Genomic DNA, 19,537 nt, shown 5'->3' on the forward strand with positions numbered 1-19,537 from the left:
TTTAGGCTTCAGCGAATCGATTAATAATGTTCGCGAATTCGTCAGGATGAGAAATAAACGGCGCATGAGCGGCCTTAGCGATAACTATCGAAGATGACTGCGGCCAAAGCTCATCCAACAGGGTAGCCACTTTGCGCGGCACCAGCCCGTCCAGATAGCCGTAAATACGTAGCACTGGCATTGTCAGTGCTACCAATAGCTGGCGTTGGTCTTCCGTACGCAACATTTCCAAGCCGCCGTTCAGCACCTCGACACTCGGCATCGGCTGATTGAGCACAACCGTCTTCAACAGACGCGCATCCTGACGCGCACTCTCAGTGCCCAGCGTTTGCAGTGCCAGAAACCGTTCCACTGTACGCTTGAAATCATGGCTGAGCTGCTGCTGGAAACCACTGAGCACCTCCGGGCGGATCCCTGGCCATGGTTCTTTTGCCGTGAAGCAGGGGGAAGAGGCTACGGTGATCAACCCAGCGACCCGTTCGGGCTGCATATGCGCAATCTGCCCGGCAACCAGCCCACCAAGCGACCAGCCCAGCCAGTAAGCCCTCGCTGGTGCCACCGCCAACAGCGCATCAGCCATCTGCTGTAATGAAATGGCGCCGAACCCTTGGCTGCGGCCATAGCCGGGCAAGTCGACCAGATGCAGACGAAAATGCGGAGCCAATCGCTCCAGCATGCAACCCCACACTTCAGCATTCAGCCCCCATCCGTGCAACAGCACAAGATCGCGATCGCCTTCACCTATTGTTTGCCAATACAGCCCTGTCATCAGTTATTTTCCTTCAGAAACGGGAGACACCTATGCTATCAATCCTTAGCCGCTGTTGGCTATGTCGACAACCACTACGGCTGATAAGCCACGGCATATGCAGTTACTGCCTACAGACATTGCCCGCCAAGCCCTGCTGTTGCCCATGCTGCGGTCTGCCCAGCGGCAATCCGTACATCCCTTGTGGCCGCTGCCTGCAAAAACCGCCCCCATGGCAGGCACTGGTTTTCGCGACCGACTACTGCCAACCCCTTAGCACTCTGATTAAAAGATTCAAATTCCAACGGACGCCAGCGCTTGCCCCAACGTTAGCCAGATTGATCCTGCTTCATTGGCTGCAAGCGCATCGAGAGCAACATCTGAACAGACCCGAAATCATTTTAGCGGTACCCTTGCAAGATAAGCGTTGTTGGCGGCGCGGTTACAATCAGAGCGATCTGTTGGCTCGGTCTCTGGCCCACTGGCTGGGGTGTGAATACCTCCCCTCGGCTTTGCGTCGGATCAGAGCAACTTCGCCACAACAGCAACTGGTGGCACGTTTGCGGCGGCGTAATCTAAGAGGGGCTTTCCGCTGTGATAAAAACTTGGCGGGGCGACATGTGGCATTGCTGGATGATGTCGTTACCACTGGCAGTACCGTAGCGGAAATAGCTAAACTGCTGCAGAAACAGGGCGTCGCTTCATTGCAGATATGGTGTATCTGCCGCACATTGTAGTACTAAAGCAATGGGCGTATTATAACCTACTATAGAAGTCAACTATTGAGCTAATGCTATGATCCGTATAACAGATGCTGCACAGGAACACTTTGCCAAGCTGTTGGCAAACCAAGAGGAAGGCACCCAAATCCGCGTATTTGTCATCAACCCGGGTACACCTACGGCTGAATGTGGCGTCTCCTATTGCCCGCCAGATGCTGTGGAAGCCACAGATACCGTGCTCGAATTTGAGAAACTGTCTGCTTACGTGGATGAACTGAGCGCCCCTTATCTGCAAGACGCCGAGATCGACTTCGTAACCGATCAGCTCGGTTCACAACTAACGCTCAAGGCACCCAATGCGAAAATGCGTAAAGTGGGCGACGATGCCCCGCTGATGGAGCGCGTAGAATACGTGCTGCAATCGCAAATCAACCCGCAACTGGCAGGCCACGGTGGCCGCGTTACGTTGATGGAAATCACCGACGAAGGGCTGGCTATCCTGCAGTTCGGCGGTGGCTGCAATGGTTGTTCAATGGTGGACGTGACCCTGAAAGAAGGGATTGAAAAAGAACTCCTACAGAAGTTCCCTGAACTGAAAGGAGTGCGCGACCTGACTGAACACCAACGCGGTGAGCACTCCTACTACTGATTGCCAGACGCATGCTTTATGAGTAGTAGGTCCGGCATACCGAACCTACTACATACTGACTTAACCTACCGATACTTTTCTGCGCCGCTTATCCAAATCTTTAAGTAACCGATTCACTTCGCGATCCAGGAACATCGATTCCAGAGTGCAGTTCAGCTTGCGCCGCCAGTTAGGGTATTGATCGCTTGTGCCTGGAATATTGACCGGCTCTGCCATATCCAACCAATCCTCCGGCTGCAGACCGAGCAACGCACTGGCGCTGTCAGCCACATAGCGCTGCAACCCACGGTTGATTAGCGGGCTCATTGCCAGCAAAGCCGCCTTCTTGCCAACCTTCTGCGGCACACAACCATAACGATGTAATCCGTCCAGCAACCCTTGTTTGGCTCGTTCACGATCGGCAAACAGCGTTTTCAGCACTTCAGCATCCGGGTACAACCCCAGTTTTTCGCCGAGCGTCAAATCGCCACTCTGCCAATAGCCACGCATGGTGGGCAAATCATGCGTGGTAATGGTAGCCATCGCCTGTACCGGATAGGACTGCGGGGCACGGAACTGATTCTCGTCGTCATGCTCGAAATACAGCACTTTATAAGAATAAATACCGCTTTCACGCAGCTTGCCAACAATCTCTACTGGCACGGTACCGAGATCTTCACCAATCACCATACAACGATGGCGCTGGCTCTCTAACGCCAGCAGCGCCAGAAGATCGTCAACCGGATATTTAACATAGGCGCCCTGATCGGCCGTTTCGCCATAAGGGATCCACCACAGACGCAACAGGGCCATCACGTGGTCGATACGCAAAGCACCACAGCTAGTCATGTTGGCGCGCAGCAAATCGATAAAGGGTTGATAACCGCGGGCCACCATCACATGAGGGTCCATCGGTGGTAAGCCCCAGTTTTGCCCCAGCGGCCCAAGAATATCCGGCGGAGCCCCGACGGACGCTTTCAAGCAATACAATTCGCGTTCGCACCAAGTCTCTGCACCGCCCTCTGCCACGCCCACCGCCAGATCGCGATACAGGCCAATAGGCATCATACGTTCCTGGCTTTGGCTGAAGCACTCAGCGAACTGGCTGGCAGCAAGCCATTGCAACCATAGATAAAAGGTCACTTCATCGGCGTGCTGTTTGCAGAACGCTTCTACTGCGGGAGAGTTGCCTTGCCGATACTCTTCCGGCCAGACTGGCCACCCCCACATGTTGCTATCTTTAGCCGAAAGGTGAGCATGAAGCGCGTCGAACGCCGCCTGCTGATACAGGCTGCTTCCACCCTCCCCAACAAAGCGTTCAAACGCCTGTCGAACAGCATCCCCTGCCTTACGGGCCTGGAACAGCGGAAAAGCGAGCTTCAGCGCCGCCAGTTTCAGTTGCGTTACCGTGCTGTAATCCACCCAGTCAGTACTGCGCGCCTTAGCCAACAGCTTCTGCGTTGCAGCTTTCTGCCACCATTTCTGTGCGGCCTGACTACGCTGGAAATCCTCCACCGCATTGACGTCGATGTACACCACGTTCAGCCAACGTCTTGAAGAAGGGCTGTAAGGGCTGGCGCTTTCCGGGCTCGCAGGGTAAAGCGCATGTATCGGGTTAAGCCCGACGAATGCACCACCACGCTCACCAACTTCAGCCACCATTACGCGTAAATCACCAAAATCACCAATGCCCCAGTTACGTTCTGAACGCAATGTGTAGAGCTGAACACAAGCCCCCCACAATTTTTTTCCTGTCAGAAGCGCATCTGGTTCATAGCAACGCTTGGGCGCAACAATCAACCGACATGCCCATTGCTGTTCGCCCTGTGTCAACGTGAGCTGGTGATAACCCAGCGGCAAGTCACCTTGCAAGGTTAACGTTTTGCGCGCGGTGGCACGACCCTGCAGCTGGTTACCATCTTCACGCTGCAACACCCAGTGATACTCGCCGGTTCCCCCCAGCGGTAGCGCCACAGACTCACCGTGATAAAACACCTTAACCACGGGTAAAGGTGCCGTATCTACATGCAATGATGTGTTGCTCATCGCATCCAGCAATTTACGTTTGGTTTCCGGCGAAATGGCCTGCCGTTTACCATGGGCGTTGATGTAATCAGCGGCAATCCCGGCCTGGGTTGCTGTCTGATCGATACCTTTACTCATTCGCTCTCCTTAACGCTTGGCTTGCCAGATACGCTGCTGGTAGTCGCGGATAGAACGATCGGAGCTGAACATACCTACGCGCGCGGTATTAAGGATAGTCCGGCGAGTCCATTCGTCGCGGTCGCGATACAGTTTATCTACTTGACGTTGAGCTTCGCAGTAGGACGCAAAATCCGCCAATACCAGGTACGGATCGCCCCCTTCCAGCAGGCTGTGCAACATCATATCGAACGCTTGCTTATCGCCGTTGCTGAACATACCGCTGGCCAACTCATCCAGAATCGTTTTCAGATGTTTGTCTTTCTTACTATAACTGAGAGGATCGTAACCCTTGCTCAACAGCGCTTTAACCTGTTCAACGGTATTACCGAAAATGAAGATGTTATCTTCACCCACCTGTTCAGCGATTTCAACGTTGGCGCCATCCAACGTCCCAACGGTCAGCGCGCCGTTTAGTGCCAGCTTCATATTGCCAGTACCCGAGGCCTCTTTACCGGCAGTAGAGATCTGCTCAGAAATATCGGCGGCTGGGATCATCAACTCAGCGACAGAAACTCGGTAGTCAGGGATGAACACTACTTTAATGCGATCCTTCACAATCGGATCGTTGTTGATCATCTCGGCAGCCTGATTGATCGCGTAAATAATGTTTTTGGCCAGATAATAGCCCGGTGCCGCTTTGGCGCCAAACAGGAACACACGTGGCACCATATCCATATCCGGGTTATCACGCAGTTGGCGATACAGCGAAAGAATATGTAGCAAGTTCAGATGCTGGCGTTTGTACTCGTGCAGACGTTTGATCTGTACGTCGAAGATCGCATCAGGGTTAAGCGTCAGCCCCATCACGCTATGCACGTAATTGGCCAGCTTTACTTTGTTATCGCGCTTAATCTGCTGATACTTCTGGCGGAATGCCGCATCTTCAGCGTATTTTTCCAAACCTTTTAACGCATCCAGATCGTTAGCCCACTCTACGTTCAGAGTGGTGTCGATGAGCGCTGACAACGCCGGGTTACATTGCTTGAGCCAGCGACGCGGCGTAATACCGTTGGTCACGTTGTGGAATTTGTTCGGCCACAGTTGGTAATATTCAGGGAACAGATCTTTTACCACCAGATCCGAGTGCAACTGTGCAACCCCATTGACTGCAAAACCGCTTACAACGCACAGGTTCGCCATGCGCACCTGCTTATCGTGGTGCACTGCCAACTTGGCCCAAACCGCGTCATCACCCGGCCAGTGTTTATCTACCAGCTTCTTAAACTTGGCGTTGATCTGTTTGATGATAGAGAAATGGCGAGGCAACAGGCTGCGCACCAGCTTCTCATCCCAGCACTCCAAGGCTTCCGGCATCAGCGTATGGTTGGTGTAGGCGAAGGTTTTGCTGGTGATCGCCCAGGCTGCATCCCAATCCAACTGATGCTCATCCAGCAGAATGCGTAACATTTCCGGAATGGCAATCGTTGGGTGAGTATCGTTCAGTTGGATCACTTCGTACTTCGGTAAATCTTCTATCTTGCGGCCTGCTTGATGATGCTTGCGCAAAATATCCGCTACCGAGCAGGCACACTGGAAATACTGCTGCATCAGGCGCAGACGTTTACCGTCCTGATGGTTGTCATTCGGATAAAGGACTTTGGTCAGTTTTGCGGCTTCAACACCCTGTTTTTCCGCCTGCAGGAATTTACCGTCATTGAAATCCCCCAGGTCAAACGGATGAGTATGTGTCGCCTGCCACAAGCGCAGGGGCTGGGTAACGCCATTGCGGAACCCAAGTACTGGCAGATCCCAGGCTTCACCACGCAAAGTAAACTCCGGATGCCATACTTCACGGCCATCAGCCAGTTTTTCTACCTTGCCGCCAATGCCGACATCCACAGCAAGCGCTGAGTTATGGCGGAACCACGGATAGCTCTCGCGTTGCCAGTTATCTGGAGCCTCCTGTTGGTGGCCCTCTTTGAAGGATTGCCGGAACAGGCCGTACTGATAATTCAGGCCATAACCGGTAGCCGGTTGTTCTACTGTCGCCATAGAATCCAGGAAGCAGGCAGCTAAGCGCCCCAAGCCCCCGTTACCCAATGCCGGATCGGTTTCCTGCTCTAAGAGATCGGCCAGCTTGACGTTCTGTTCAGCCAATGTGGCTTCAACAATTTCATACCAGCCGAGGTTGATCAGATTGTTGGCGGTCAGACGACCAATCAGGAATTCCATCGAGATGTAGTTTACATGGCGTAATGGCTGGCTGCTTTTACTCGGTGCGGGCTGCGCTGCCAACAGTTCCGCAAGCGCAGCACTGACCGCCTCCCACCATTGATGCTCAGTCATCTGCTGCGCGGAACTGAGGCCAAAACGCTGCCACTGACGAGTCAGCGCAGCCAGAAATACGTCCTTTTTGAGCATAGGCTGTGACATAAGAAAAACTCTCTATCCGATAAATGGGCCAATTTTTTCACTATCGTGCCGGGGAGAACGCGCAACGGCATCATCCCGACTGGGGATTAGCTGGGGAGGAGTATTGGGGCGTAGCTGAAACTGTGATCTCAGGCACTTTTTAATCCCCTTCATTAAGGCAGACAAGCCCTGAAGGATCCCGCAAGTTTCGACGCTGCGGCTGGAACGTTAACACAGTTATTTCAACCGATGAAGTTTTGTACACCGCATTAGAAAACACGTCATTGCCATAGGAAATCAAGCACTGTTAGGATACAGAAGCATTCCTTTACCAATTTCTGGGTAAGCGTAAAAAAGTGTGATCTATAGCAATTTAAATTCAAGACAAAGCGTAAGCTTGTTGCAATACGTTTCACTATGTTCGAAGTTAGACGGTGGGATTAATTACGCGCTATAAAATAATAAACTCAGCCTTGCTCCCAAAGCAGGAACATGGCGAGATGAATCCCTTCGGCTTCGGGCAGTCCTTCAGCGGCGGGAACCGCACTTTATATCTGGAACACTATGCTGATCCCATCAAAACTGAGCCGTCCGGTACGGCTGCAAAATACCGTGGTACGCGATCGTTTGCTGGTGAAATTAGCCTGCGTGGCGAACTATCGCCTGGCATTGGTCAATTGCCCGGCAGGATATGGTAAGACGACGCTGATTGCTCAGTGGGCAGCAGGTAAGTCTGACTTGGGGTGGTACTCTCTCGATGAGAGTGATAACCAGCCTGAACGCTTCGCCAGCTATCTGATTGCGGCACTGCAGCAGGCTACTGGCGGCCACTGTGTCAAGAGCGAAGCATTAAGCCAGAAACACCAGTACGCCAGTCTTTCTGCACTCTTTGCTCAGTTGTTTATCGAGCTGTCTGACTGGCACCGCCCCTTGTACCTGGTGATAGATGATTACCATTTAATCACCAATGACCAGATCCATGAAGCGATGCGTTTTTTCCTGCGCCATCAACCTGAAAATCTGACGCTGTTACTGCTATCGCGAACATTGCCACCTCTTGGTATCGCCAATCTCCGCGTACGCGATCAGTTATTGGAGTTGAGCACTCAGCAATTGGCGTTTAATCATCAGGAAGCCAAACAGTTCTTTGACTGCCGCCTGAGCTCGCCACTTGAGCAACATGACAGCAGCCGCTTATGTGACGAAGTAGAAGGCTGGGCAACCGCGCTACAGCTCATCGCACTTTCGGCACGCCAGTCCACCTCTTCAGCCCAGCAATCGGCCAAACGTCTGGCCGGGCTGAATGCCAGCCATCTTTCTGATTATCTGGTGGATGAGGTGCTGGACCGCGTCGACGCCGATGCGCGTTCATTCCTGTTACGTTGTTCCGTATTGCGTTCGATGAATGACGCTCTGATTGTTCGCCTGACGGGCGAGGACAACGGCCAACAACGTCTTGAAGAGCTTGAGCGTCAAGGGCTGTTCATTCACCGCATGGACGACACTGGCGAATGGTTCTGTTTCCATCCCCTGTTCGCCTCGTTCCTGCGTCAGCGTTGCCAATGGGAACTGGCACTGGAATTACCTGGTTTGCACCGTGCCGCGGCTGAAGGCTGGTTAGCATTGGGGTACCCGACCGAAGCCATTCACCATGCGCTCGCTGCCAGTGATGTCAGTATGCTGCGTGATATTCTGCTGCAACACGCCTGGTCTTTATTCCACCACAGTGAATTGGCGCTGCTCGAAGAGTGCCTGAATGCTCTCCCCTATGAACGGTTGATTCAGAGCCCAAAACTGGCACTGCTGCAAGCCTGGTTAGCGCAAAGCCAACACCGTTACAGTGAGGTGAACACTCAGTTGGAACGTGCCGAACAGGCGATGCGCAACCTGCAAATCACTGTCGACCCAACTCTGCATGCAGAGTTCGATGCGCTACGAGCCCAGGTGGCAATCAACGCAGGTAAACCCGAAGAGGCAGAACGGTTGGCGACCGAAGCATTGAAATTCCTGCCGCTTTCCAGCTATTACAGCCGTATCGTTGCCACCTCAGTCACCGGTGAGGTGCATCACTGCAAGGGTGAACTGGCTCGAGCATTACCAATGATGCAGCAGACGGAGCAGATGGCGCGCCGCCATCAGGCTTATCATTACGCATTGTGGGCGCTGTTGCAGCAAAGCGAGATCCTGATAGCTCAGGGCTTCCTGCAGGCAGCCTATGAAACCCAGGAGAAAGCCTTCGAACTGGTGCGCGAGCAGCATCTGGAACAGTTACCGATGCACGAATTTCTGCTGCGCATTCGCTCGCAGGTACTTTGGTCCTGGTCACGTTTGGATGAGGCAGAAGAAGCAGCTCGTGAAGGGCTGAAGGTTTTGGCCAACTACCAGCCACAGCAGCAGTTGCAATGCATGGCAATGTTGGCGAAATGTTCACTGGCACGCGGCGATCTGGATAACGCAAATGCTCACCTGCAACGTTGCGAAGTTTTGCTGCATGGCTCTCAGTATCACCGCGACTGGCTAACCAACGCGGATAAACCACGGGTGATCCATTGGCAGATGACCGGTGATACCACTGCAGCTGCCAATTGGCTACGCAATACCGAAAAACCCGGTATGGCGAACAACCACTTTATGCAGGGCCAGTGGCGCAATATCGCGCGCGTGCAGATCTTGCTTGGCCAATACGAAGAAGCCGAGGTGGTACTGGACGAATTAAACGAAAACGCTCGTCGTCTGCGGTTGGTGAGCGATCTCAACCGTAACCTTCTGCTCAGTAATCAGCTCTACTGGCAGATGGATCGTAAGAGTGATGCGTTAAAGGTACTGATAGAAGCGCTGACGCTGGCAAACCGAACCGGTTTTATCAGCCATTTCGTCATTGAGGGTGAAACCATGGCGCAACAGTTACGTCAGTTGATCCAACTCAACACGCTGCCCGAACTGGAGCAGCACCGTGCACAACGTATTCTGCGCGACATTAATCAGCATCATCGCCACAAATTCGCTCATTTTGATGAGAATTTCGTCGATAAGTTGCTCACACATCCGCAAGTGCCGGAACTGATTCGTACCAGTCCGCTGACACAGCGGGAATGGCAGGTTTTGGGCCTGATTTACTCTGGTTACAGCAATGAGCAGATCGCCAGTGAACTGGCCGTGGCAGCCACCACTATCAAAACCCATATTCGCAATCTTTATCAAAAATTGGGCGTAGCACATCGGCAAGAAGCGGTGCAGCAGGCACAGCAGTTACTGAAGATGATGGGTTACGGAGCCTAGACTCTACGTTTTCCTTCACGCAATGCGTGAAGGAAAACCTGCAACCTTATTGCTGCCCATAATAAGCATTTGGCCCATGTTTGCGGCTGAAATGCTTCTCCATTAAATGGGCATCAAGATGGCGAAGGTCGGGATTGATGCCGCAACTTATCCAAGCCATTTTCGCCACCTCCTCTAAAACAACGGCATTGTGTACCGCCTCGTCAGGTGAGCGTCCCCAACTGAATGGGCCGTGTTGATAAACCACAACCCCTGGCGTATGCAGCGGCTCATTCTCGTCCAACGTTTCCACAATGACCCGCCCGGTTTCCAGCTCATAGTCACCCATAACCTCCGCCGCAGTCAGACCTCGGGTACAGGGAATATCGCCCGCAAAGTAATCTGCGTGAGTGGTCCCCAAGGCGGGAATTGCTCGCCCCGCCTGAGCCCAGGCTGTCGCATGGGTCGAGTGGGTATGGACAATTCCCCCTAATTGCAGATAGCACCGATACAGTTCCAGATGAGTAGGGGTGTCAGATGAAGGCCTAAAGCGCCCTTCCAAGACATTACCCGCTAAATCCACAACCACCATGTCGGCAGGTTGCAGTTGCGCGTAGGGAACTCCGCTCGGTTTGATCACCACAGCACCACGCTTGCGGTCGATCCCACTGACATTGCCCCAGGTGTAGGTCACCAGGCCATGTGCAGGCAAAGCCATATTTGCGGCGTATACCTGCTGTTTCAACTGTTCAAGCATGACTCTGCTCCTATTGCCAGCCCGGCGTTAACCATCCGCTCCACCACCCAGGCACGCGCCGCCTTTACTTCTTTTACTGGGTCCACTGCCTTTTCGCTCCACATCTCGATCAGGTATGGGCCGCAATAACCACTTTGCTGCAACGCAGTGAAACAACGTTCAAAATCCACCACGCCGTCACCAAAAGGCACCCCTTTGAAGACTCCGGGTTGGGTATCTTTGACATGTACAGCAACGATATGCCCACGACCTGCCATTAACTCCATCGGCACATCATTGTCCCAAGCGGAAAGATTGCCAATATCCGGGTAGAGCTGGAACCAGGGGTTATTCAGGTAATGGGTATATCCCAACCCTTTACTGATGGAGTTCATCAAAGGGTAATCCATGATCTCCATCGCCAATGTCACCTGGGCACGGCTAGCCATTTCCACCGCCTGTTGCAGTCCCAGGCGAAACCGCTCTCTGGTGTTATCATTTGCCTGTTGATAATAGACGTCGTAACCCGCTAGTTGGATCACGCGGATGCCGGTATCCTGTGCCAGCCGAATGGCTTTCTGCATGATAATCAGCCCTTGATCTCTGACGGCATCATCCTCACTCCCCAGAGGAAAACGCCGGTGCGCACTCAGACACATTGATGGCACCCGTACACCACTCTCGGCAACGGCGGCCACCAGTGCCAAACGTTGCTCACGGCTCCAGTCCAAGCGGGCCAAGCGGTCGTCACTTTCATCGATCGACATTTCGACAAAGTCGAACTCCAACTCGCGCGCCAATTGCAAGCGCTCAAGCCAACTACCGCTAGCGGGCAGCGCCTTCTCGTAGATACCCAAGGGAACCATGTTCGCTCCTCAGCCCCAAAGTTGGCCGATAGCGCGTTTAAACTCGCGGGCGGCCGCCACGGGATCGGCAGCATCCCGAATACTGCGGCCAGCGATAAACACGTGAATAGGGATACCTTTGAACAGCGGTAAATCTTCTAGTGCCAACCCACCGGTAACCGTGACTTTGAAACCCATAGCGGAAAGACGCTTGATAGCGCTGATATCAGCCTCACTCCATGCTACCCCGGCTGCCTGGGCATCGCGGCTACGGTGGTAAACCACTTGTTGGATACCCGCCTCACGCCATTCCTGTGCCTGCTCCCAGGTCCAGAAACCCGTCAGTTCGATCTGTACATCGCCGTTGAACTCTTTCGCTACCGCCAGTGCGCCTTTGGTGGTATTGATGTCGGCGCAGCAAATCACCGTCACCCAGTCGGCATTGGCCTCGAAGCACATACGCGAGAGAATTTTACCGGCATCGGCGATTTTGGCATCCGCCAGTACGATCCGGTCTGGATAGAGTGCCTTGAGATCGCGTACCGCACGAACGCCCTCAGCGACGCATAAGATGGTGCCAACCTCGATGATGTCAACTTCATTGGCAATCAAACGTGTAGTACGGTAAGCATCGTCCATTGACTGGTTATCCAGCGCGACTTGTAGCATGGGTAAAGTGTTTTCCATCTCGTTTTCCTTAATGGGCTGCCGCAGCGGCAGAAGTTTGGTTAATCAGATCCAGAACCTGTTGCGGTGAACGGCACGCACGTAAGCGATCAAAATTGGCCTCATCTTCAAACAGATTAACCACCTGAAGAATGCCAACTTCTTGATGCGTTTTGGCATCGACTGCCGCCATGGTGATCAGTATGTCGATTGGGTCGTTGTCATCGTCACCGAAGCAGACCGGCGTTTTCAACGTGACCAGTGCAAAGCCGGTTTTCAAAACGCCCTCTTCCGGCCTGCCATGGGGCATTGCTAACCCTGGAGCCAAAACAAAATAGGGACCAAATTGTCCAACCCCCGCCAGGATAGCGTCGAAATAACGCGGCTCTACTACGCCTGCCTCAACTAGCAGATCGACGCCAATTTTTACCGCCTGTTGCCAGTCCTCGGCTTCCGCCTGTAACAGAATTGAATGGTTGTCTGCCAGCGAATCACTTAGCTTCATCCCCATTGCCTCACTTGATATCTTTTGGGAAATGGGCCCCGATCACGGCCATCAGTTTGGGGCCAAAATCTGCGGCAGAAAGCATATTGCGTACCCCAACAACATACTTGTTGCCGCTCACCGTGATTTCATCCGCCACATGGGTAGAGGCAATAATGATATCCGCGCCGCTGAGCTCGGATTTATATTCTCCAACCGCACAGCTGTTCACCGTATGATCAACCCCTTGTTGGGTAAGGAATTGGTCAACTTTCATTTTCATGATCATGGAGCTACCTTGCCCACAACCGCATACCGCCAGAATTCGTACTGTCATGATGTGCTCTCCAGTTAATTTGAAGCCGATTCAGTCAGTTGTTTTTCAGTATCCTCTTCCGCCCGCAGCGTCCGACCGGCAAAGAACATGTATAGCAGTGCAATGATCACCACTACCCCCATAAACCACAGGCCAAAACTCAGCCCTTGCATCAATGGCGGTGCCAGAATTGACCAATCCGCCATACCCATCCAGGCACTCAGCCCGGTCAATTTAATCGCCCAGACGCAGCCAAAGATTTCTATCATCCCCATCACCAGACAGATTTTCATCGCTGCGCGCCAGCCACCAAAATGGTTGGCAAACACGCCGATAGTGGCGTTAGAGAAGAACATCGGGATAAAGCCGGGAATAATCATGATTGAGGAACCTACTGCCAACAGAATGCCAACGGCAATCAACTGCCCGATGGTTCCCCACATAAAGCCCCATACCACTGCATTAGGGGCAAAGCTGTAGATAGCGGCACAGTCGATGGCCAGCACGGCACCAGGGATCAGCCGCTGGGAAATACCATTAAATGCCTCGGTAAGTTCAGCAACAAACATCCGTACGCCTTGAACGATGATGAAGATGGCGACGGCGAACATCAGGCCGGTTTGCAGGATGTAGATAGTCCAGTGGGTTTTCCCGGCCATCTGCTGCAATGTGTCGAGACCGAATGAGCAAAGAATGATGCCGAAGAACACAGTCATGACGATCGCGGTGGAGACAATGTTGTCATGGAAAATATTCAGCCAGCCAGGCAGTTTGAGATCTTCCACGCTCTCCTCTTTCTTGCCGAGGAATGGCGCGATTTTATAGGCGACCCATGAAGCAAACTGTTGCTGGTGACCAATCGAGAAACCGCTGTTTTCCGTGACTGATTGGGTGGGTTTGAACATCATATTGGAGGTGATCCCCCAATAGAGAGAGGCGATCAGGGCGCTACACAGCACGGTGGTCCACATGTCGTAACCCGAAATGTAGAAGAACACCGCAATGAGGCCAACCTGCTGAAACATGATGTGGCCGGTCAGCATGATGGTGCGGATACCGGTGATCCGCCGCAGCAAGACGTAGACAATATTGAGTGCCAGGGCCAATAACACCGCATAGCCCACCCAGCTGTAGGCATCCCCCATCCGTTCAATGGTCGCCATCATTGAGGCATAGGTATCGGAGATAGCACCATTGATACCGTAAACCTCAGAGAGTTTGGCTACTACGGGTTTGAAGGTCCCCGTCAGGATGCCGGAACCTGCCTGCAACAGCATAAAACCGATAATGGTTTTTATCGTGCCTTTGACGATCACCGCAGCACTTTTCCGCAGCAGCAAATAGCCCAGCAATGTCACCAGGCCCAGTAACAAAGGCGCATTAGTCATAACTTGATTAAAAAAGACGGTGAAGATGGTGTAGAGGATTTCCATACAGCTCTCCAAATAACGTTTGGCATTACCTGATGCGCCGCAGAGGACGCGGCCGGTATCTAAACCAGTACGTCACCGTAACGCAGGGACAGCATCACCATAGCAATCACCATGAATCATAAAAAGATTATAAATGATTATTTGTGAGCAACCTCGCAAGTTATGTGGAGAAACTCCATGTAATCAATCAATTGATTTGATAATAAATTCATTAACTACTTATTTAACAATAATTTATTTAATTATCCAATGTATAGAATACGCGTTACAGGGCGCGAGAACCTTCATGCAACCGTAGCAAACACAGGTTGTCAGATGAAATCAACGGTGGTAGATTCAGCCAAATAAAATCATATACAATCATTTAATGATAAATTATGATTTTATTTGACAATAAACCCCTGATTGCGAGGAAAGAATCATGAGTAAAGTCACTACCATCACACGTGAATCCTGGATATTGAGCACTTTCCCGGAATGGGGTTCTTGGTTGAATGAGGAGATTGAGCAGGAACAGGTTGCCCCTGGCACCTTTGCCATGTGGTGGCTGGGATGTACCGGTATCTGGTTGAAGTCACAGGAAAACGCCAACCTGTGTGTCGATTTCTGGTGCGGTACGGGCAAACAAAGCCACGGCAACCCATTGATGAAAACCGGCCATCAGATGCAGCGCATGGCCGGGGTTAAGAAATTACAGCCCAATCTGCGCACCACCCCCTTCGTCCTCGATCCCTTTGCAATCAAGACAATTGATGCGGTACTCGCTACCCATGATCATAATGACCATATCGACGTCAACGTCGCTGCCGCGGTGATGCAAAACTGTGACGCTTCGGTGCCATTCATCGGGCCACAAAGCTGTGTGGATATGTGGATTGGCTGGGGGGTTCCCCGTGAGCGCTGTATTGTCGTAAAACCTGGGGATGTAATAAAAATCAAAGATGTGGAAATTCACGCTCTGGATGCCTTTGATCGTACTGCCCTGATCACTCTGCCTGTTGAACAAAAGGCGGCTGGCGTATTACCAGATGGGATGGATCAGCGCGCGGTCAACTATCTGTTCAAAACGCCCGGCGGCAACCTTTACCACAGCGGTGACTCCCACTACTCGAACTATTACGCCAAGCATGGCAACGAGCACCAGATCGACGTCGCACTCGGGTCCTACGGTGAAAACCCCCGTGGCATTACTGATAAAATGACCAGTGCCGACATTCTGCGCATGGCGGAATCTCTCAACGCCAAAGTTGTCATCCCTTTTCATCATGATATCTGGTCGAATTTCCAGGCCGATCCACAAGAAATCCGCGTGCTATGGGAAATGAAGAAAGATCGCTTGAAATATGGCTTCAAGCCATTTATCTGGCAGGTCGGCGGCAAATTCACCTGGCCACTGGATAAAGATAATTTTGAGTATCACTACCCACGTGGTTTTGAAGATTGTTTTACCATGGAACCTGATTTACCGTTTAAATCCTTCCTGTAGCAGTTAGCAAACAGAATGTAAGTCTTTTACCTCTTTATGCGCACTTCTGCACATGGATGATTCAAATCGTCAGAATGTGCGCATATAATCAGCCGGGTATCGTTCTTATTTCCTGATGGAGCCTGCATGACCGAATCCCAACGCCATAATGCCATTCTCGATCTCTTGCAGCGTAGGGGGCAGATTTCTGTGGCTGACGTGATTGCAGCATTTGAGATCTCACCTGCGACCGCGCGCCGCGATATCAACAAACTCAATGAAATAGGTAAATTGCGTAAGGTACGTAATGGGGCCGAAGCCACCAATACACCGCGCCCTACCTGGTCCCCGCTCAATATCCACCAAACGCAGCATCTGGATGAGAAGATGCGCATCGCCAAAGCAGCATCCCAACTTTGCCAGGCGGGGGAGAGTGTGGTGATTAACTGTGGTTCCACCGCATTCCTACTCGGGCGTGAAATGTGCGGTAAAGAAGTTCAGGTGATCACCAACTACTTACCGCTGGCCAATTACCTGATCGAGCGTGAGCACGAAAGCGTGGTGATCATGGGCGGCCAATACAATAAAAGCCAATCCATCACGTTGGCCCCACAGGATGGCGATGCCAGCCTGTATGCCGGGCATTGGATGTTTACCAGCGGCATCGGTCTCACTGCTGATGGGCTGTATAAAACCGACATGCTCACCGCCATGGCCGAACAGAAGATGCTTAACTATGTCGGTAAGCTGGTGGTGCTGGTCGACAGCAGCAAAGTCGGCCAGCGGGCCGGGATGCTGTTTAGCCGCACTGAGCAGATCGATATCGTGATCACTGGGCGGGAAGCCAACCCATCGATAGTTGAAAAGTTGCGCCAGCAAGGCGTTGAAGTGCAACTGGTCTAGGCTGCCCTTTGCCTGCCCGGTAAGGCTTATGCTCCCACAGAGGCCGTATGTTCTGCTAAAACCCTGCCGTTGTTCTGGTCTTATTTGTGCCAAAGTTGGATACACTAGGCTGAACCCTCAACTGCACGCGAGCGCCGCTGGCAATTGGGAGCACAGCCTAACACCTATGGATTTCGGGCTACGGCTTGAAGATCGATGAGTATCACAACATTCCACCATATTACGGGGCACCTTGAAGTCATGGAACAATTTGAAGCGATCAACGTCGAGCAGGCATACCAGCGTTGGAAAGACGGCAGCGCCGTATTGGTCGACATTCGCGATCCGCAAAGCTTTGCCGCTGGCCATACGCCTGGTGCTTTTCATCTGACCAACGCCAGCCTGCCAACGTTTATGCAGCAGAATGAGTTTGATCGCCCGGTAATGGTGATGTGTTACCACGGAAACAGTAGCCGCAGCGCCGCGCAGTATCTTCTGCACCAAGGGTTCGATGCGGTATACAGCATCGATGGTGGTTTCGAAGCCTGGGCACGCCAATTCCCGCAGGATGTTGAGACGTTATCGTAACGCCGCAGGCCACTTATAAGGGTGGCCAGAGCTGAATTCTCCTCTGTTTTGCTATATCTGTTCCCTACGCTCAGGATTTCAAAGGTATAATCAGCCTTCAGCACCGCTGGGGCCTAAACCCGCAGCCAAAGTCATCTACTTATACGGAAAACCTATGGTTCGAGTGATCGCCGTATCCAATCCGCGTTTGGCCCAGGCCTTTGTCGATTACATGGCAACGCAGGGAATTACTCTTGAAGTTCACAATAGCGGCGAAGCAGCAGAAATCTGGCTGGCTGAAGAAGCACATCTGGAACAAGTCCAACATGAGCTGCAACAGTTTTTGCTTGATCCCCTCAACCGCCGCTATCAGGCAGCAAGTTGGCAGGCAGGCAGCACTGATGCAGGCTTGCAGTACCAGCAGTTTTCTTATCTGCAAACCATCCGCAGCAAGGCCGGGCCACTAACGCTCACGGTAATGGCCTTGTGTATTCTGGTCTATGTCCTGATGCAAGTGTTGGGGGACGATACGGTTATGTTCTGGCTCTCCTGGCCACAGAACAGCTCACAATATAGTCAGCTGTGGCGTTGGGTAAGCCATGCGTTCCTACACTTCTCACTGCTGCACATCAGCTTTAATCTGTTGTGGTGGTGGTATCTGGGTGGGCCTCTGGAAAAACGCCTCGGGGCCGGAAAACTGTTCGTTATCGCTGTAGTCTCTGCCTTTTTCAGCGGCTGGGCACAATCATTGTTCAGTGGGGCCCTGTTTGGCGGACTTTCCGGCGTTGTTTATGCCTTGATGGGATACGTCTGGTTGAGCGGTGAGCGCGCACCGGAACGCGGTCTGAATCTACCACGTGGTTTAATGGTATTTTCCGTACTCTGGCTGGTTGCCGGTTATTTCGATATGTTAGGCATGTCGATCGCTAATGCGGCGCATGTTGCCGGTTTAGTGCTAGGGTTATTGATGGCATTCTGGGACACGCGTCATCGCACGCACAACAAACAATAACAATCAGGCAATTATACCCAAAAAATTCGAGTTGCTTGTAGGCGGCAACTGAGTGAAGCCCTAGGAGCATAGATAAACTATGTGACTAGGGTGAACGACAAATCTGCTTGGCAGATTTGAACGCTGCTTGCAGCGGCCCCGAAGGGGCGAGGCCCGACATGGGCCGAGTAACGCAGCCAACACCCAAGCAACTTGAAGTATGACGGGTATATAACGTGGTTGAAAGACAGCGAATGTACCAGCGTATTAGGGGATTATCGTGAAGCAAACACAGCGTCATGACGCTATTATCGAATTGGTTCGTCAGCAGGGCTATGTCAGCACGGAAGAGTTGGTGGAGCATTTCGAAGTCAGCCCGCAAACCATTCGCCGCGATCTAAATGACCTGGCCGATCAGAACAAAATACAACGCCACCATGGTGGTGCAGCCTTACCTTCCAGTTCTGTGAATGCCGCCTATCACGACCGTAAGGTGATGTGGTCAGAAGAGAAAGCACGCATCGCCAAACGCGTTGCCAGCCAGATCCCGGATGGTGCAACGCTGTTTATTGATATCGGCACCACTCCTGAGGCGGTCGCCCATGCGCTGATGAACCACAAGAATCTGCGGGTGGTGACCAACAATCTTAATGTGGCTACCCTCCTCACGGCCAAAGAAGATTTCCGTCTTATTCTGGCTGGTGGCGAAGTGCGCACCCGCGATGGGGGTATCATGGGGGAAGCGACTCTGGACTTCATTTCGCAATTCCGCCTTGACTTCGGCATTCTCGGCATCAGTGGTATTGATATGGATGGCTCATTGCTCGAATTCGATTATCACGAAGTTCGTACTAAACGCGCGATTATCGAAAATTCCCGATGCGTCATGCTGGTCACCGACCATTCCAAATTTGGCCGTAACGCGATGGTAAATCTGGGGAATATGAACTTGATCGACTATCTGTTCACCGATCAGGCACCGCCACCCAGCGTAATGAAGATTATCGAGCAATACGACGTACAGCTCGAGTTATGCTGATCACGTTCTACTTTAACCATCAACTTCTTGTTTATAGCCAAGCGATTGGTCACGTTTTCTATGAATTGATGCCGCATCAAACGTAATACTCGAGTTCAGTGAAAGTGCCGATGGCCCTGCCTTGAATTTCGGGTGATATTGAATAGCCCCGCGTCTTACGATTGGGGCGTTTCAGTAGGCTACGCAACGTCAGATTTTCA

The 19,537-nt window shown here is 52.2% G+C and carries 18 protein-coding genes; 8 read left to right on the forward strand and 10 right to left on the reverse strand.

The features are described from left to right. Nucleotide 1: 1 nt before the first annotated feature. A complete protein-coding gene (gene bioH, locus SAQUA_RS23020; protein ID WP_380676699.1) occupies nucleotides 2–769 on the reverse strand; it encodes a pimeloyl-ACP methyl ester esterase BioH in 768 nt (255 codons plus the stop codon). A gap of 32 nt (nucleotides 770–801) precedes the next feature. Between bioH and gntX the strand changes: the two genes are divergently transcribed. Together gntX and nfuA are read left to right on the forward strand one after the other, a co-directional pair. Next, entirely contained in the window at nucleotides 802–1,485 is a 684-nt protein-coding gene (gene gntX, locus SAQUA_RS23025) for a DNA utilization protein GntX (protein ID WP_380676697.1), read from the forward strand. A 58-nt stretch (nucleotides 1,486–1,543) separates the two neighbouring features. Next, nucleotides 1,544–2,119, forward strand: coding sequence for a Fe-S biogenesis protein NfuA (nfuA, locus tag SAQUA_RS23030; protein WP_380676695.1), 576 nt, complete (start codon nucleotides 1,544–1,546; stop codon nucleotides 2,117–2,119). 60 nt (nucleotides 2,120–2,179) lie between these two features. Here nfuA and malQ read toward each other — a convergent pair whose 3' ends face one another. Further along, a complete protein-coding gene (gene malQ / locus SAQUA_RS23035; RefSeq protein ID WP_380676693.1) occupies nucleotides 2,180–4,261 on the reverse strand; it encodes a 4-alpha-glucanotransferase in 2,082 nt (693 codons plus the stop codon). 9 nt (nucleotides 4,262–4,270) lie between these two features. After that, entirely contained in the window at nucleotides 4,271–6,676 is a 2,406-nt protein-coding gene (gene malP, locus SAQUA_RS23040; RefSeq protein ID WP_380676691.1) for a maltodextrin phosphorylase, read from the reverse strand. 543 nt (nucleotides 6,677–7,219) lie between these two features. Here malP and malT point away from each other — a divergent pair. Continuing rightward, on the forward strand, nucleotides 7,220–9,934 hold the full coding sequence (gene malT / locus SAQUA_RS23045; protein ID WP_380676689.1) for an HTH-type transcriptional regulator MalT: 2,715 nt from the start codon (nucleotides 7,220–7,222) through the stop codon (nucleotides 9,932–9,934). A 46-nt stretch (nucleotides 9,935–9,980) separates the two neighbouring features. On the opposite strand, the gene SAQUA_RS23050 is transcribed toward malT, so the two are convergent. From SAQUA_RS23050 to ulaA, 6 genes are read right to left on the reverse strand one after another with little or no spacing between them, the layout of a single operon-like run. Further along, the gene (locus tag SAQUA_RS23050; RefSeq protein WP_380676687.1) at nucleotides 9,981–10,670 is read right to left on the reverse strand and encodes an L-ribulose-5-phosphate 4-epimerase; all 690 of its coding nucleotides are present in this window, start codon (nucleotides 10,668–10,670) and stop codon (nucleotides 9,981–9,983) included. Continuing rightward, on the reverse strand, nucleotides 10,655–11,515 hold the full coding sequence (locus tag SAQUA_RS23055) for an L-ribulose-5-phosphate 3-epimerase (RefSeq protein WP_380676685.1): 861 nt from the start codon (nucleotides 11,513–11,515) through the stop codon (nucleotides 10,655–10,657). The genes SAQUA_RS23050 and SAQUA_RS23055 overlap by 16 nt, the downstream gene beginning before the upstream one ends. A 9-nt stretch (nucleotides 11,516–11,524) precedes the next feature. Further along, nucleotides 11,525–12,181 carry a 3-keto-L-gulonate-6-phosphate decarboxylase UlaD gene (locus SAQUA_RS23060; protein WP_380676683.1) on the reverse strand — a complete coding sequence of 219 codons (657 nt, stop codon included), beginning with the start codon at nucleotides 12,179–12,181 and terminating at the stop codon, nucleotides 11,525–11,527. Nucleotides 12,182–12,191: 10 nt separating this feature from the next. Further along, complete coding sequence (ulaC, locus tag SAQUA_RS23065) at nucleotides 12,192–12,665, reverse strand: PTS ascorbate transporter subunit IIA (protein WP_380676681.1); 474 nt, start codon at nucleotides 12,663–12,665, stop codon at nucleotides 12,192–12,194. Nucleotides 12,666–12,675: 10 nt separating this feature from the next. Next, nucleotides 12,676–12,981 carry a PTS ascorbate transporter subunit IIB gene (ulaB, locus tag SAQUA_RS23070; RefSeq protein ID WP_380676679.1) on the reverse strand — a complete coding sequence of 102 codons (306 nt, stop codon included), beginning with the start codon at nucleotides 12,979–12,981 and terminating at the stop codon, nucleotides 12,676–12,678. A gap of 14 nt (nucleotides 12,982–12,995) precedes the next feature. Further along, complete coding sequence (ulaA, locus tag SAQUA_RS23075) at nucleotides 12,996–14,393, reverse strand: PTS ascorbate transporter subunit IIC (RefSeq protein WP_380676677.1); 1,398 nt, start codon at nucleotides 14,391–14,393, stop codon at nucleotides 12,996–12,998. A 421-nt stretch (nucleotides 14,394–14,814) separates the two neighbouring features. On the opposite strand from ulaA, the gene ulaG reads away from it, so the two are divergent. The 5 genes from ulaG (at nucleotide 14,815) to SAQUA_RS23100 (ending at nucleotide 19,337) form a co-directional block, all read left to right on the forward strand. Next, nucleotides 14,815–15,879: an L-ascorbate 6-phosphate lactonase gene (ulaG, locus tag SAQUA_RS23080; RefSeq protein ID WP_380676675.1), complete on the forward strand. Its 1,065-nt coding sequence runs from the start codon at nucleotides 14,815–14,817 to the stop codon at nucleotides 15,877–15,879. Between the two features lie 126 nt (nucleotides 15,880–16,005). Next, a complete protein-coding gene (gene ulaR, locus SAQUA_RS23085) occupies nucleotides 16,006–16,761 on the forward strand; it encodes an HTH-type transcriptional regulator UlaR (protein WP_380676673.1) in 756 nt (251 codons plus the stop codon). Nucleotides 16,762–17,001: 240 nt separating this feature from the next. Then, complete coding sequence (glpE, locus tag SAQUA_RS23090; RefSeq protein ID WP_380676898.1) at nucleotides 17,002–17,328, forward strand: thiosulfate sulfurtransferase GlpE; 327 nt, start codon at nucleotides 17,002–17,004, stop codon at nucleotides 17,326–17,328. Between the two features lie 154 nt (nucleotides 17,329–17,482). Next, complete coding sequence (gene glpG / locus SAQUA_RS23095; protein ID WP_380676671.1) at nucleotides 17,483–18,319, forward strand: rhomboid family intramembrane serine protease GlpG; 837 nt, start codon at nucleotides 17,483–17,485, stop codon at nucleotides 18,317–18,319. A gap of 259 nt (nucleotides 18,320–18,578) precedes the next feature. Next, nucleotides 18,579–19,337, forward strand: coding sequence for a DeoR/GlpR family transcriptional regulator (locus SAQUA_RS23100; protein ID WP_380676669.1), 759 nt, complete (start codon nucleotides 18,579–18,581; stop codon nucleotides 19,335–19,337). Nucleotides 19,338–19,413: 76 nt separating this feature from the next. On the opposite strand, the gene SAQUA_RS23105 is transcribed toward SAQUA_RS23100, so the two are convergent. Further along, complete coding sequence (locus SAQUA_RS23105; RefSeq protein WP_404413107.1) at nucleotides 19,414–19,524, reverse strand: hypothetical protein; 111 nt, start codon at nucleotides 19,522–19,524, stop codon at nucleotides 19,414–19,416. Between the last annotated feature and the right edge of the window lie 13 nt (nucleotides 19,525–19,537).

This window comes from Serratia aquatilis, assembly GCF_044865145.1.
Classification (GTDB): domain Bacteria; phylum Pseudomonadota; class Gammaproteobacteria; order Enterobacterales; family Enterobacteriaceae; genus Chania; species Chania aquatilis.

Bases quoted from the DNA above. Each gene is read 5' to 3' on its own strand.
- glpE (WP_380676898.1), top strand. From the start codon at position 17,002: ATGGAACAATTTGAAGCGATCAACGTCGAGCAGGCATACCAGCGTTGG.
- ulaA (WP_380676677.1), bottom strand. From the start codon at position 14,393: ATGGAAATCCTCTACACCATCTTCACCGTCTTTTTTAATCAAGTTATG.
- nfuA (WP_380676695.1), top strand. From the start codon at position 1,544: ATGATCCGTATAACAGATGCTGCACAGGAACACTTTGCCAAGCTGTTG.
- ulaG (WP_380676675.1), top strand. From the start codon at position 14,815: ATGAGTAAAGTCACTACCATCACACGTGAATCCTGGATATTGAGCACT.
- bioH (WP_380676699.1), bottom strand. From the start codon at position 769: ATGACAGGGCTGTATTGGCAAACAATAGGTGAAGGCGATCGCGATCTT.
- malT (WP_380676689.1), top strand. From the start codon at position 7,220: ATGCTGATCCCATCAAAACTGAGCCGTCCGGTACGGCTGCAAAATACC.
- ulaR (WP_380676673.1), top strand. From the start codon at position 16,006: ATGACCGAATCCCAACGCCATAATGCCATTCTCGATCTCTTGCAGCGT.
- ulaC (WP_380676681.1), bottom strand. From the start codon at position 12,665: ATGAAGCTAAGTGATTCGCTGGCAGACAACCATTCAATTCTGTTACAG.
- gntX (WP_380676697.1), top strand. From the start codon at position 802: ATGCTATCAATCCTTAGCCGCTGTTGGCTATGTCGACAACCACTACGG.
- glpG (WP_380676671.1), top strand. From the start codon at position 17,483: ATGGTTCGAGTGATCGCCGTATCCAATCCGCGTTTGGCCCAGGCCTTT.
- malP (WP_380676691.1), bottom strand. From the start codon at position 6,676: ATGTCACAGCCTATGCTCAAAAAGGACGTATTTCTGGCTGCGCTGACT.
- SAQUA_RS23055 (WP_380676685.1), bottom strand. From the start codon at position 11,515: ATGGTTCCCTTGGGTATCTACGAGAAGGCGCTGCCCGCTAGCGGTAGT.
- ulaB (WP_380676679.1), bottom strand. From the start codon at position 12,981: ATGACAGTACGAATTCTGGCGGTATGCGGTTGTGGGCAAGGTAGCTCC.
- SAQUA_RS23060 (WP_380676683.1), bottom strand. From the start codon at position 12,181: ATGGAAAACACTTTACCCATGCTACAAGTCGCGCTGGATAACCAGTCA.
- malQ (WP_380676693.1), bottom strand. From the start codon at position 4,261: ATGAGTAAAGGTATCGATCAGACAGCAACCCAGGCCGGGATTGCCGCT.
- SAQUA_RS23050 (WP_380676687.1), bottom strand. From the start codon at position 10,670: ATGCTTGAACAGTTGAAACAGCAGGTATACGCCGCAAATATGGCTTTG.